Raw genomic sequence first — 13242 nt, 5'->3', positions numbered from 1 at the left:
GAAAGGTGACCTCGCCCCCAGCCGCCACAGCCGTGCGGACGGCCGTGGCCGCGCTCCTCGCCCTCCCCTGGCTGCTGCTGCCCGCCGCCCCGGCCCGCGCCGACGACCCGGTCACCCTCTCCCGCACCGGCCAGATCACCGACGAGGTGGACGCCCTCGGCGACCGCGACGACGTCACGGCGCAGGCGCTGACCACACTCGACGACAGCCGCGGCATCCAGCTCTTCGTCACCTACGTGCGCGACTTCTCCGGCCGCACCGCACAGGACTGGGCGAACGCCACCGCCGAGAAGAACGGCCTCGGCCTCGACGACGTGCTCCTCGCCGTCGCCACCCACGACCGGCAGTACGCCTTCTCCGTGGACCGCGACGCCCGGCTCACCGACACCCAGCTCCAGGACATCGCCCGTACCGCCGTCGAACCCGCGCTGCGCCACAACGACTGGGCGGGCGCCGCGATCGGCGCGGCGAACGGCATCGGCGCCGTCGCCTCGGGACAGCCCGTGCCGACGCCGACCGTCACCCCGGGCGCCGCCGACCCCGGCGGCGGGGACGGGACCGGCACCGGCGACCTCGCGCTCCCCCTCATCGCCGTCGGCGCGGCGGGCGCGCTCGCCGCGTACACCTACACCCGGCGCAAGAAGCGGATGAACACCCGCACCACGCCCGGCGGCGGCGCCGTCGCGGGCGGCTGGGGCAAGCCCGCCACCACCGCGCTGCCCGAGCTCGACCGGCAGGCCCGGCACCTGCTCGTCGAGACGGACGACGCGATCCGCACCAGCACCGAGGAACTCGGCTTCGCCACCGCCCAGTTCGGCGAGGAGGCCGTCACCGCCTACGCGGAGGCGCTCGCCGCCGCGCAGCGCGAGCTCACCGCCGCGTTCAGGCTCCGCCAGCAGCTCGACGACGCCTTCCCCGAGGACGACGCCACCAAGCGGCGGATGCTCGACGAGATCATCGCCCGCTGCACGGAGGCGGACCGGCGGCTCGACGCCGAGGCCGAGGCGTTCGACCGGCTGCGCGCTCTGGAGAAGTCCGCGCCCGAGGCGCTGGCCGGCGCCGAACGGGCCTTCCGCGACCTGACCGCCCGCACCTCCGACGCCGAGGAGACCCTGCGCACGCTCGGCGCCCGGTACGCGCCCTCCGCCCTGCTGCCCGTCGCGGGCCATGTCGAACAGGCCAAGGACCGGCTGGTGTTCGCCACCGCCCAGCTCGGCGAGGCCCGCCAGTACGTGGACCGGGGCGACACCGGCAGGGGCGCCGTCCATCTGCGCGCCGCCGAGGGCGCCGTGGACCAGGCCGGCACCTTCGTCACGGCCGTCGAGCGGCTCGCCCGCGAACTCGCCGAGGCCGACGAGAAGCTGCCCGCCGCGCTCACCGACGCCGAGGCCGACCTCGCCGACGCCCGCGGCCTCCTCGACGGCACCGCGCAGGGCGTCCCCACCGCCGACCTGCGCGGACGGCTCGCCCGCGTCGAGTCCGTCGTCGCCGGCGTCCGCAAGGAACTGGCCGCCGGGCCCCACGACCCGATCGGCGCCCTGCGCCGCGTCGAGGAGGCCGGCTCCGCGCTCGACCGGTCGCTCGCCGCCGCCCGCGCCCGCGAGGCCGGCGCCGAACGCGCCCGCACCCTCCTCGGCCAGGCCCTGCTGACCGCGCGCAGCAGCACCGGCGCCGCCGCCGACTTCCTCACCACGCACCGCGGCGCGATCGGCAGCGAGGCCCGCACCCGGCTCGCGGAGGCCGAGCGCCGGCTCGCGAACGCGCGGGCCGCCGAGTCCACCGACCCCGCCACCGCGCTCGCCGAGGCCCAGCAGGCCGACGCCCTGGCCCGCCAGGCCCGATCCCTCGCCGAGCGGGACGTGCGCGCGTACGGCAATCCGTACGGGGGCGGCGGGCGCGGCGGCACCGGCATGGGCGGCGCCGTGCTCGGCGGGATCATCCTCGGCCAGGTGCTGCGGGGCGGCGGCGGAGGCGGAGGCGGATCCGGCGGCGGCTTCGGCGGGGGCGGGCCCGGCAGTTTCGGGGGCGGCGGCACCCGGGGCCGGCGCGGCACCGGCGGCCGCTTCTGACCAACGCACCACGACCTACGGCTCCGCACCACCACTGACGCTACGCAGCAAGGGATCCCAGATGACCAAGCAGACCATCCTCGGCCGCGTCACCCAGCTCGCCAAGGCCAACATCAACGCGCTCCTCGACGGCGCCGAGGACCCGCAGAAGATGCTCGACCAGCTGATCCGCGACTACACGAACCACATCCGCGAGGCCGAGGACGCGGTGTCGACCACGATCGGCCAGCTGCGTCTCGCGGAGCAGGACCACGCGGAGGACGTGGCCGCGGCGGCCGAGTGGGGCGGCAAGGCACTGGCCGCCAGCCGGAAGGCCGACGAGCTGCGGGCCGCCGGGAGCGCGGCGGAGGCCGACCGCTTCGACGACCTGGCCAAGGTCGCGCTCGGCCGTCAACTGCGGTCGGAGCAGGAGGCCCGGGACGCCGAGCCGTCGATCGCCACGCAGACCGAGGTCGTCGGCAAGCTGAAAGACGGCCTGGACCGGATGAAGACCAAGCTGACCGAACTCCAGGCGAAGCGCGACCAGTTGGTGGCCCGCGCCAAGACGGCGCAGGCCCAGAACCAGATGATGGACGCGGCACAGAGCATCGACATCCTCGACCCCACCAGCGAGCTGAGCCGCTTCGAGGACAAGGTGCGCCGCGAGGAGGCGCGGGCCCTGGGAAAGCAGGAACTCGCCGCGTCCTCGCTCGACGCCCAGTTCGAGGAACTCGACGCGCTCGGTGACGCGGCCGAGATCGAGGCCCGGCTCGCCGCCCTCAAGACCACCTGACGCGCCCCGCGCGCCAGAGCCAGAGTCAGAACAGGCTGAGCAGGGCCTCCGTCGGGTCGACGAGCCCCGATTCGCCGTCGGGCAGCGCCAGTTCGAACCAGACGGTCTTGCCGCGCGGGGTGCGGCGCGAGCCCCAGGCCGCGCTCAGCAGGCCGACGAGCTGCAGCCCGCGCCCGCCCTCGTCCGTGTCCCGGGCGCGGCGCCGGCGCGGCTGCACCAGGCCCGCGTCCCACACCTCGCACACGAGCGTCTGGTCGAGCAGCAGCCGCAGCCGGATCTCGCCCTCGCCGTACCGCAGTGCGTTGGTGACCAGCTCGCTGACCAGCAGTTCCGTCGTGTCGACGAGCGCTTCGAGACCCCAGTCGGTCAGCCGCTCCCGCGTGTACTCGCGGGCCCGGCCCACCGATTTCGGCTCGCGCGGCAGCGTCCAGTCGCCCACGTTCTCCTCGGGCAGGCCCTGGATGCGGGCCATGAGGAGCGCGATGTCGTCCTCGCCGTGGTGCGTGTCGAGGCTGCCGAGGACGTGGTCGCAGATGTCCTCCAGCTCCTCGGAGTGGGTGCGGGCGGCCCCGGTCCCGGACCTGGGCGGTGTGTCGAGCGCCGCGCGGAACGAGGAGAGGCCCTCGTCCAGCGGGTGGTCCCGGGACTCGACGAGCCCGTCCGTGTAGAGCGCGAGCAGCGCCCCCTCGGGCAGCTCGACCTCCACCTCCTCGAACGGTTCGCCGCCGACCCCGAGCGGCATGCCCGGCGGCACGTCCAGCATCAGGGCGCCCTCGCCGGGCTCGACGAGGACCGGCGGCAGGTGGCCCGCGTTGGCAAAGGTGCAGCGCCGAGTGACGGAGTCGTAGACCGCGTAGACGCAGGTGGCGAGGTACACCTCGGAGAGGTCGCCGCGCTCCGGGGCGCCGGTTCTGCGGGCCGCTCTGGTCGCCTGCTGGACGCCGCCCGGGGTGCCGAGGCCGCGCGCGATCTCGTCCAGGGCGCTGAGCACCTCGGCCGGTTCGAGGTCGAGCAGGGCCAGCGTGCGGACCGCCGTGCGGAGTTCACCCATGGCGACGGCCGCGCGCAGGCCGCGGCCCATGACGTCGCCGATGACCAACGCGGTGCGGTGGCCCGGGAGTTCGATGACGTCGAACCAGTCGCCGCCGACCTCCGTCGCCGCGTTGCCCGGCAGGTAGCGGCAGGCGATGTCCAGGCCGGAGGCCTCCGGGTTGTCCGGCGGCAGCAGGGAGCGCTGCAGAATCAGGGCGCGCTCGTGCTCCCGGCGGTACAGGCGGGCGTTGTCGATACAGACGGCGGCGCGGGCGGCCAGCTCCACGGCGACCGCCCGGTCCCGCTCGCCGAAGGGCTCGCTGCCCTTGGTGCGGGAGAACTGGACGAGGCCGACGACGGTGTCGTGCGCGACCATCGGCACCGCGAGCGTGGAGCGCACGAGGCCGCCCGGCTCGGCGGGCAGCAGCTGGGGGCGCGCGGTGCGCAGGGCGTCCGCGCAGGCCGAGTTGAACGCGAAGCGGTGCACCGCGCCCACGTTCACCGGGGCCTCGCTGCCGAGGTCGAGGAACGGGATGTCGGCGACGGCGCTCGCGGCGGCGACCCGGCGCAGTTCGGCGCTCCCGTCGGCGAGGCCGGGCGGCGCCTCGTCGCCCGCGAGCAGGCCCTGGTAGAGGTCGACGGAGGCCAGGTCGCAGAAGCCGGGGACCACGATGTCGAGCAGTTCGCGGGCGGTGGTCTCCAGGTCCAGCGAGTTCCCGATGCGGGCGCCCGCCTCGTTCAGGAGCGCCAGATTGCGGCGGGCGTGGGCGGCCTCGCGGGCGGCGGCGTGCCGGCGCGTGACGTCGGTGACGAGCCCGGCGATCCCGATGGGCCGGCCGGAACCGCTGTGCACGCGGTAGAGGTTGACCGACCAGTGGCGGCGCTCGACGGAGTCCGGCGCGGTCCCCACGAGCTGCATGTCGGTGACGGCCTCGCCGCTCTCCAGGACCCGGCGCAGCGCGCCCTGCACCCGCTCCGCCTCGTGCCGGGGCAGGTAGTCGTGGACGGTGCGCCCGCGGTGGTCGTCGACGTGACCGCCGAAGACCGCAGTGAACGTGCGGTTGGCCCGCTGGACCTTGAGGTCGGTGCCGAACAGCAGGAAGCCGAAGGGGGATTGGCCGAATATGGCCTGCGAGGCGGCGAGGTCGGTCTCGATGCGCCGCAGGGTCCGTACGTCCACGACGATGCAGACCGCGGCCCGCTCGCCGGACTCGGTGAGGGTCGGCATGACGTAGACCTCGGCGAGCCCGGTACGGGCCTCGGCGTCGGCCGCGCTCTCGTCCGCGTCGCCGCCCGGCGCGCGGAAGGGGACGACGCCGGTCCACTCCCGGCCGTCGAGGATCTCGGCCATCTTGCGGTGGCCGCGCTCGCGCAGGTCGGCGGGGACGAACGCCTCGATGGGGTCCTTGCCGACGGCGTCCTCGGTGGCGACGCCCAGGATCTGCGCGGCGCGCCGGCTCCACTGGTCGATCAGTCCGTCGGGCCCGATGGAGAAGGAGGCGACCTTGATGTAGTCGTAGATCGATCCGGGCGGGTTCGACTGCCAGACATCGGTCTGCGCGGGCTGCCCGGCGCCGCCGGGCTCCGGCCGGCTGCCGCCGCGCGGGGCCGATCCGGCATGCCGCGCCGAGGCCGCGCCCGAGGAACCCTCGGACGCCCCGGCCTTCGCTGGTATCTCGCTCACGCGAACCGTCCCCTCCAGCTCACCGCGTCCGGCATCGGTCACCGGGGCAGCTGCCCGCAGTATCCAGCACTACGGAGCCGCGCAACACGGTGTTCACGATCACACCATGCTCCCGACGCTTTTTGGCCCGTCGGGACCGACTCTTTCCGTACCCAGGGTCCGGGTGCGCCCACACACGATGCCACGCACCGGCCGCCCGCATCCCTCTCCTGACCGATCAGGAGCGGCTCAACCCGGGAGAGTCAGTTCGAACCAGACCGTCTTTCCCGCGTCCTCGGTGCCGCCGGGCTTGGTGCCCCAGCGCCGGGCCACCCCGGCCACCAGCTGCAGGCCGCGACCGCCCTCGTCGTCGGGGGCGGCGGTGCGGGCGCGGGGCGGGTCGGGCAGCGGATCGGAGATCTCCACCAGCAGGGTCTCGCCGTCGCCGGCGGGGCGGATCAGGCTGACCCCGATGGGGCCGGAGGCGTACCGCAGGGAGTTGGTGACCAGCTCGCTGACCAGCAGCGCCGTGACGTCCTCCAGGTCGTCGAGGCCCCAGTCCGCGAGCTGGGTGCGGACCGCCCAGCGGGCCTTGCGCACGGCCGACGGATCGGCGGGGAAAGCCCACTCGGCACGGTCGCCTTCGGTGTGGAGCACGCAGACCACTTCCCTGCCCCGCGACGAATCCCGCCCGACAGCGGGCATACCCAGACAATCCGAAGAAATCCTGAGAACACCGAAGAACTCCGAGTAACCCCGGCGAACTCCGGATAACCCAGACAACACGGATATACCCGAACTGTGCCGGATGCTATCGCGCCGTCACCGGTCGCGCACCGCGTCCGTCCCGGGCTCCCCCGGTCCGGGGGCCTCCACCAGGGCTTCCTTCAGGGCCGCCGCCACGGCGGGCACGTCCTGGTCCAGCCAGTCCACCGACCACACCTCGTCCGGCCCGAGCCAGCGCAGGGCGTCGTGGTCCTCCAGCGGCTCCGGCTCGCCGGACAGCAGCCGCGTACGCCACACCCGCAGGACGTACCCCGGCTTCAGGGGCCACTCCCCCGGCACCCGCGCGACCGGCTCCGCCGCCACCCCGAGCTCTTCGCGCAGCTCACGCACGAGTGCGTGCTCCGGGGGCTCACCCGGCTCCACCTTGCCCCCGGGAAGCTCCCAGCGGCCGGCCAGCTCGGGGGGCGCACTCCGTCGCGCGGCGAGCAGCCGGCCCGCAGAGTCGTACAGGGCGGCGGCGACCACCACCACGGGATTGTCCGTCATGGGAAGGAGCCTACGGGCGCCGCGGACCCGTCAGTTCACCGTGCCGCTCTGCCCCGTGCCGCTCTGCCCCAGGAGCTCCACCCAGTACAGCTGCTTGTGCCCGCGCTCGTCGAGGCTGTCGGCGATGCTCTCGGCTTCCGCCCTGGTCGCGTACCGGCCGACGCGGTAGCGGTTGCCGTTGTCGTCCTGGCGGATGACCTGCCACGGCAGCGTGGTCGTGCCGTCACTCATCGCGCCCCTCCGCTCTCCGACTCCGGCTCGCATCGCGCCCCGCCCCCTAAGCATCCCGATGAGCATCCCGAGGAAACCGCATTCCGCATATGCCCGAGCGTACGCCTGACCTTTACGGAGCGGATACGGAATGGCACAAAGAGATACGCGACAAGCCCCCGACCGGCCAAGACACGGCACAACGGCAGGGGGCGCGTTCGTCTGAACGCGCCCCCTGCCTCCCGCCCGGCCCGCTGCGCGCCGGCCGTCCCGCTCAGCCCGCGCGCACCGTCGGCACCGGCAGCAGCACCGGCTCCCCGGTCGGCGCCTTCGTGCACACGTCCCCGCACGTGGTGTCCAGGGAGCAGCACAGCGAGCAGATCGGACCGGCCTGCACCGGGCAGTCCGCGATGTCCGGCAGCTCGTACGCCGTCTCGCACACCCCGCACACGTGCGTGGCCGTCACGTCCTCGACCACCGCGTCCGGGCCGTTCACCGGGTTCGGCCGCGCCAGGTAGTAGCGGCCCTTCGTGGCCCAGGCGATCAGCGGGCACAGCACCAGTGCGAGGCCTGCCGCGATGAACGTGGAGAAGGCCTGCGGGTACTCCCCGAACAGCCCGAAGAACGCCAGGATCGACACCGTCGACGCGATCACCATCGAGCCGAACCCGGCCGGGTTCACCGCGTACAGGTAGGCCCGCTTGAACTCGATGTACTTCGGGCTCCAGCCCACGCGCTTGTTGACGACGAGGTCCGCCGCGACCGCGGCGATCCACGCGATGCCCACGTTCGAGTAGAACCCCAGCAGCTTGTTCAGCGCCGCGAACATGTTCATCTCCATCAGCGTCAGCGCGATGGCGAGGTTCAGGAAGATGTACCAGACCCGGCCGGGGTGCCGGTGCGTCACCCGGGAGAAGAAGTTCGACCACGACAGCGAGCCGCTGTACGCGTTCGTCACGTTGATCTTGATCTGCGACACGACGACGAACAGGGCCGCGACCGGCAGCGCCACCGAGCCCAGCCACGGCCGCAACGCCTCCACCTGCGGCGCGATCGGTTCGAGCGCGTGGGTCCTGCCCACGGCCTCCAGCGCCACGAACGCGAGCAGTGCGCCGCCGAGCTGCTTCGCCGCGCCGATCACGACCCAGCCCGGGCCCGCGGCGAGAACGGCCAGATTCCATCGCTTCCTGTTGGCCTCGGTCTTCGCCGGCATGAAGCGCAGATAGTCCGCCTGCTCCCCGATCTGCGCGATCAGCGACAGCGCGACCCCGGTCCCGAGCCCGAAGCCCAGCCAGTCGAAGCCGCTGCCGGCGCCCTCGGTCCCGCCGAAGTGCGTGAACGCCGAGAACGAACCCGGCGACTCAAAGGCCAGCACCACGAACGGCAGCACCAGCCCGATCAGCCACACCGGCTGGGTCCACGCCTGTACCTTCGCCAGCGCGCCCATCCCCCGGAACACGATCGGGATCACGATCAGCGTCGTGAGCAAGTACCCCACGGGCAATGGCAGTCCGGTCACCTCGTGCATGGCCTGCGCCATGATCGAGCCTTCGAGCGCGAAGAAGATGAACGTGAACGAGGCGTAGATCAGCGAGGTCAGCGTCGACCCGAAGTACCCGAAGCCGGCGCCCCGCGTGATCAGGTCCATGTCCAGGCCGTACTTCGCACAGGCCCGGGCGATCGGTATACCCGTCAGGAAGATGATCGTCGCGGCGCACAGGATCGAGGCCAGGCCGCTGGTGAACCCGTAGGTGAACACGATCGACGCGCCGATCGCGAAGTCCGCGAGGTAGGCGATGCCGCCCAGCGCGGTCGAGGCGACCATCGTCGGTGACCAGCGGCGATACGCGTGCGGGGCGTAGCGCAGCGAGAAGTCCTCGCGGGACTCGTCGGCGGCCAGCCGTGCGTAGCTCCGTTTCGGGGTGCGGTCGCTGGGCTGCCCGGGCGTCTCCGGGCCTGCGGTGGGCAGAGCGGTCTCGGTCATCGGCGGCTTCCCGTTCGTCCGTCAGTCGGCGGTATACCGGCGGGACCGGTACGCAGACGGAAGGTAGGAGCCGCGCGTGACAGCTCTGCGCCGTGCGGGATTGCCGGGCGGTTACGGGAGGCCCGGCCGGGTTAACTCCCCGTCACACGCGGCGGAGCGGGACGTCCGGCTATCGGGCACCCCTCGCCCGGGCCCGCTATTTCACGGGCAGGTGGTACGCGACCCGGTAGCGGTCCGCCGGGACCACGACATCCGCCGTCTCCACGGGTCTGCCCGACGCGTAGAACGTCCGGCTGATGACCAGCACGACGTGGCCCGGCACTCCGCCGAGGGCGCTCAACTCCTCGGCCAGGCCGGGGCGGGCGGCGACTTCCTCCGTCACGTTGTCCACGATCACGTCGATCGCCGCCATCCGGTCCACGACGCCGCAGCCGCCGAGCGGGCCCTCCTCGGGGAGCATCACCGGGGTGCGGCCCGTGACGGTGAGCGGCTCCCACGACGTGGACAGCATCATCGCCTCGCCCGCGTCCCGGTACACGTAATTGGTACGCATCACGCGGTCCCCGGGCCGCAGCCCCAGGCGCTCCGCGATCGCGGCGTCGGCGTCGGCCTGCTCGCTGCGGGACTCCCAGGTGCCGCGCGCGGACGGCTCCGCCTGCTCCTGCCGGAACGGAGTGGAGCCACTCCCGGAGCGGTAGGCGGAGCGGGCCACACTGCGCGGCACCGGGCGCTCGCGCACGTAGGTGCCCGAGCCCGAGCGGCCCTCGACGAGACCCTCCGCCATCAGGACCTTCCGCGCCTCCAGCGCGACCGTGTCCGAGACCCCGTACTCCTCGCGGATCTTGGCCTGCGACGGGAGCCGGGTGTGCGGCGGCAGCGAGCCATTGACGATCTTCTTGCGGAGATCACCCGCGACGCGCAGGTAGGCCGGCTGCTCACCGAATGTCACTGGTTTTCCCCCTCGGATCCCAATCTGATTGACAGACAGCGACAGCCTCGCAACCGTGGGTTGAGCCGTGCAAGCAAAGGCCAAAGAATCACTCGAAGTGATGACTTGGGGGTGCTCAACCCTTCACGCAGCGACTTTCTCCAGGTAGTGCATGTTTCACACATCGAATCCCGAGTCGCATACGCGTGCGGGCTCCAGGCACCGCGCAAAGGCCGCCTAATCTCTCCCCATGACCGCGCTGCCTGACCGCTACTGCTCCGCCGACGGGACCCGGGTGCCCGCCGCCTCGCTCGACTGGTGCTGTCCCGTGTGCCGAGGCCCGCTGGATCTCGACCACGCCCCCACTCCGGCGTCCCTCAAGTCCCTCGCCGGACGCCCGAATTCCCTGTGGCGCTACGCCGAGTGCCTGCCCCTCCCGACTCCGGACTGCACGCTCGGCGAGGGCCGCACTCCGGTCGTCCCGCTCTCGGACTCGGTCTCGGCCAAGCTGGACTTCCTGATGCCGACGCTGTCGTTCAAGGACCGCGGCGCCGTCATGCTCGCCGCCCTCGCCGCCCGCCTGCGCCCCGAGCGGGTGATCGCCGACAGCAGCGGCAACGCGGGCACCGCCGTCGCCGCCTACTGCGCCCGCGCCCGACTGCCCTGCACCGTCTACGTCCCCGAGGCCACGTCACCGAAAAAGCTGGAGCAGATCGGCGCCCACGGGGCCCGCCTCGAGATCGTCCCCGGAGACCGGGAGGCGACGGCCCGGGCCGCACGCGAGGCCGCGGACGAACCCGGCATCTTCTACGCCAGCCACGTCTACAACCCGTACTTCCTGCACGGCACGAAGACGTACGTCCACGAGCTCTGGGAGGACCTCGGCGGTCGCCTGCCCGACGTGCTCGTCGTCCCGGTCGGCAACGGAACCCTGCTCCTGGGCGCCGCGCTCGCCGTCCAGGAACTGCACAGCGCGGGCCTGATCGACCGCCGCCCGGCCCTGCACGCCGTACAGGCCGCGGCGGTCTCCCCGCTCGCCGACGCCTGGCGGGCCGGCGCCGACGACCTCCTCTCCGTCCCCCCGCAGGCCCCGACCTTCGCCGAGGGCATCGCCATCCCGAACCCGCCCCGGGCCCGCCAGATCCTCCGGGCCGTACGGGAGTCGGGCGGCGCCTTCCACACCGTCACCGAGGACCAGATCCGCCACGCCCAGCTGGACCTGGCCTCCCAGGGCCTCTACGTGGAGTCCACCGGCGTGGCCTGCTGGGCCGCCGCCCGCGAGACGATCCCCCTGGAGAACCGCACCGCGGTGGTCCCCCTGTGCGGCGCCGGCTTGAAGACGGGCCTGGCAACGACATAGGCCCCTCCGGTCCGCAGACACGTACGAGACGGCAGGGACCGCACGGGGCATGTCCGCGCGCAGCACCGAGCGCAGGCTTCCCCGCACCGTGAAGGCCGGCGGCGCCTCCGAGATGGCGAGCACGGACATGCCCCGTGCGGTCCCGAACCCGCCCCGACACCTGTAGGGACGATCGGAAAGCCGCCAAAAGCACCCAGCCGGCCACCCTCCCTTCAGGCGCCCCCGGTCAGAGCTCCTGCACGTACCGCTTGGCCAGCCTCAGCGACACGCTCGGATGCCCGTCCCGCACGGCCTTGATCGCGGCGACGTCCCCACGCTCGCGCCGCACGGTACGGACCCGCCCCTCGTCGACCGCGCGCCGGAACCCCTCGTAGGTGCCGTAGGTCTGCCGGAACACCGTCTGCCGCTTCCTGGTGGAGCGCTCGGCAGAGGCGACCACGGCCCCGGCGACCACGAGGAAGAGCGCCACTTCCATGCTCTCGATCACGAACGTCCCCCCGTTCCCCCGCCCGGACGAGCGGGCACATACCGATCAACCTACCTCCGTACGCAGGACGTTCGGCCGCAAACCAGTCGCTCGCACCGCACCCAGCGGGCGACGATGAGCGGATGACCGAGACATCCGAACGATGGACCCAGGCCACCGTCTACCCCGACATGTGGGCAGACCCCGACGACGACCCGCGCAACAGCGAGGGCCCTTCACCCGACGGCGAACGGGCGACGCTGGACGACTTCCTGACCAACTATCGGCTGACTCTCAAGATGAAGTGCGAGGGCCTGACCCCGGAGCAGCTGGCGCGCCGCTCCGTGCCGCCGTCGACGATGTCGCTGCTGGGCCTGTTGCGTCACCTGGCGGAGTGCGAGCGGGACTGGCAGAACTGGATCACGGACGGCGATCGACAGCCAAGCCTGTACGGCGAGAACGACGGGGACTTCGAGGGCGCGGTAGCGGAGCAAACAGTGGTGGAAGCGGCGTACGCCGACCTGGAGCGGGAACAAGCGACCATGGACGCGGAGCTGGCCAGGCACCCGGATCTGGCCACACGCCTGGGCAAGGACTCCACGTCCGTAAGGGAGTTGATGGTGCACCGGATCGAGGAGTACGCGCGGCACTGCGGCCACGCGGATCTGCTGCGGGAGTGCGTCGACGGCCGCGTCGGCCAGTAGGGAACCGTGACCAAGACGTTGCAGGAACTGTGACCCCCGTCACGGCCGTCTGGTCTAGGCCTTGCTGAGGTGTCCGGATGCGCACACTGCGAAGACTCGTGATCGCGGCCGTCGTCCTCGCGGCCGTGGGGGTGGGAGCCGACCGGCTCGCCGTCCACGTCCTCGAGGGCAAGGCCGCGGACAAGCTGGCCGCGTCGATCGGCCTGTCCGCCTCGCCGGACGTGTCCATCAAGGGGTTCCCCTTCCTCACCCAGATCGCCTCGGGCGGCCTCGACGAGATCGACGCGTCGATCGACTCCTACGAGGCGACGGTGCCCGGCGGCAGCACGGCTCGCCTGGACGACCTCGAACTCCAGCTGCAGGACGTGGAGTTCACGAACGGCTTCTCGGCGGCGAAGGCCCGTACCGCGACGGGCACCGCGCTGATCCCGTACGACCAGCTGCTGAAGGCGGCGGCGTCGGACCCGGGATCGGGCGCCCGGGTCACGCGCCTGTCGGACGGCGGCGAGGGCCGGATGAAGGTGGAGGTCACCAAGGACGGCCAGACCTACGCGGTGCTGAGCCGGGTGGAGGTCACGGGCACGACGATCCGCGTCCGCGCCGAGAACCTTCCGAAGGCGGAGGGCGTCTCGGAGGACCAGATCCGCTCGGTGACCGACTTCCAGCAGTCGATCACCCGTCTCCCGGGCGGCGTCTCGCTGCGGGACGCGACGCCGCTCCCGGGCGGCCTCCAGCTCACCGTGGGCGGCACCGACATCCCGGTGAGCGGCTGAGGCACCAGG

At 72.6% G+C, this 13242-nt stretch carries 12 protein-coding genes; 5 read left to right on the top strand and 7 right to left on the bottom strand.

Annotated features, from left to right (window positions below; genetic code table 11):
• Positions 1-5: 5 nt before the first annotated feature.
• A complete protein-coding gene (locus tag ACZ4E1_RS23640; protein ID WP_467542250.1) occupies positions 6-2069 on the top strand; it encodes a TPM domain-containing protein in 2064 nt (687 codons plus the stop codon).
• A 61-nt stretch (positions 2070-2130) separates the two neighbouring features.
• Entirely contained in the window at positions 2131-2841 is a 711-nt protein-coding gene (locus ACZ4E1_RS23635; protein WP_467542248.1) for a PspA/IM30 family protein, read from the top strand.
• A 25-nt stretch (positions 2842-2866) separates the two neighbouring features.
• Here the strand turns inward: ACZ4E1_RS23635 and ACZ4E1_RS23630 are convergent, their stop codons facing one another.
• The 6 genes from ACZ4E1_RS23630 to ACZ4E1_RS23605 all read right to left on the bottom strand — a co-directional run bounded on the left by ACZ4E1_RS23630 (position 2867) and on the right by ACZ4E1_RS23605 (position 9951).
• Positions 2867-5557 carry a SpoIIE family protein phosphatase gene (locus ACZ4E1_RS23630; protein ID WP_467542246.1) on the bottom strand — a complete coding sequence of 897 codons (2691 nt, stop codon included), beginning with the start codon at positions 5555-5557 and terminating at the stop codon, positions 2867-2869.
• Between the two features lie 228 nt (positions 5558-5785).
• Entirely contained in the window at positions 5786-6241 is a 456-nt protein-coding gene (locus tag ACZ4E1_RS23625; protein ID WP_467542244.1) for an ATP-binding protein, read from the bottom strand.
• Positions 6242-6358: 117 nt separating this feature from the next.
• Complete coding sequence (locus ACZ4E1_RS23620; protein ID WP_467542242.1) at positions 6359-6808, bottom strand: (deoxy)nucleoside triphosphate pyrophosphohydrolase; 450 nt, start codon at positions 6806-6808, stop codon at positions 6359-6361.
• A gap of 30 nt (positions 6809-6838) precedes the next feature.
• A complete protein-coding gene (locus ACZ4E1_RS23615) occupies positions 6839-7039 on the bottom strand; it encodes an SPOR domain-containing protein (RefSeq protein ID WP_467542240.1) in 201 nt (66 codons plus the stop codon).
• 253 nt (positions 7040-7292) lie between these two features.
• Positions 7293-9002: a purine-cytosine permease family protein gene (locus tag ACZ4E1_RS23610; RefSeq protein ID WP_467542238.1), complete on the bottom strand. Its 1710-nt coding sequence runs from the start codon at positions 9000-9002 to the stop codon at positions 7293-7295.
• Between the two features lie 196 nt (positions 9003-9198).
• On the bottom strand, positions 9199-9951 hold the full coding sequence (locus ACZ4E1_RS23605; RefSeq protein WP_467542236.1) for a GntR family transcriptional regulator: 753 nt from the start codon (positions 9949-9951) through the stop codon (positions 9199-9201).
• Between the two features lie 229 nt (positions 9952-10180).
• Between ACZ4E1_RS23605 and ACZ4E1_RS23600 the strand changes: the two genes are divergently transcribed.
• A complete protein-coding gene (locus ACZ4E1_RS23600; protein WP_467542234.1) occupies positions 10181-11290 on the top strand; it encodes a threonine synthase in 1110 nt (369 codons plus the stop codon).
• A gap of 226 nt (positions 11291-11516) precedes the next feature.
• Here ACZ4E1_RS23600 and ACZ4E1_RS23595 read toward each other — a convergent pair whose 3' ends face one another.
• Positions 11517-11777 carry a hypothetical protein gene (locus ACZ4E1_RS23595; RefSeq protein WP_467542232.1) on the bottom strand — a complete coding sequence of 87 codons (261 nt, stop codon included), beginning with the start codon at positions 11775-11777 and terminating at the stop codon, positions 11517-11519.
• A gap of 122 nt (positions 11778-11899) precedes the next feature.
• On the opposite strand from ACZ4E1_RS23595, the gene ACZ4E1_RS23590 reads away from it, so the two are divergent.
• Positions 11900-12460 (top strand): DinB family protein, encoded by a 561-nt coding sequence (locus ACZ4E1_RS23590; RefSeq protein ID WP_467542230.1) that lies wholly within the window; start codon positions 11900-11902, stop codon positions 12458-12460.
• A 77-nt stretch (positions 12461-12537) separates the two neighbouring features.
• A complete protein-coding gene (locus tag ACZ4E1_RS23585) occupies positions 12538-13233 on the top strand; it encodes an LmeA family phospholipid-binding protein (protein WP_467542228.1) in 696 nt (231 codons plus the stop codon).
• The last annotated feature ends 9 nt before the right edge of the window (positions 13234-13242 follow it).

It is taken from the genome of Streptomyces sp. NPDC025806, assembly GCF_055558275.1.
The sequence above is the reverse complement of the archived record's forward strand: the minus strand, read 5'-3'. Positions and strand labels throughout refer to the sequence as shown.

Bases quoted from the DNA above. Each gene is read 5' to 3' on its own strand.
- ACZ4E1_RS23635 (WP_467542248.1), top strand. From the start codon at position 2,131: ATGACCAAGCAGACCATCCTCGGCCGCGTCACCCAGCTCGCCAAGGCC.
- ACZ4E1_RS23625 (WP_467542244.1), bottom strand. From the start codon at position 6,241: ATGCCCGCTGTCGGGCGGGATTCGTCGCGGGGCAGGGAAGTGGTCTGC.
- ACZ4E1_RS23620 (WP_467542242.1), bottom strand. From the start codon at position 6,808: ATGACGGACAATCCCGTGGTGGTGGTCGCCGCCGCCCTGTACGACTCT.
- ACZ4E1_RS23615 (WP_467542240.1), bottom strand. From the start codon at position 7,039: ATGAGTGACGGCACGACCACGCTGCCGTGGCAGGTCATCCGCCAGGAC.
- ACZ4E1_RS23610 (WP_467542238.1), bottom strand. From the start codon at position 9,002: ATGACCGAGACCGCTCTGCCCACCGCAGGCCCGGAGACGCCCGGGCAG.
- ACZ4E1_RS23600 (WP_467542234.1), top strand. From the start codon at position 10,181: ATGACCGCGCTGCCTGACCGCTACTGCTCCGCCGACGGGACCCGGGTG.
- ACZ4E1_RS23590 (WP_467542230.1), top strand. From the start codon at position 11,900: ATGACCGAGACATCCGAACGATGGACCCAGGCCACCGTCTACCCCGAC.
- ACZ4E1_RS23585 (WP_467542228.1), top strand. From the start codon at position 12,538: ATGCGCACACTGCGAAGACTCGTGATCGCGGCCGTCGTCCTCGCGGCC.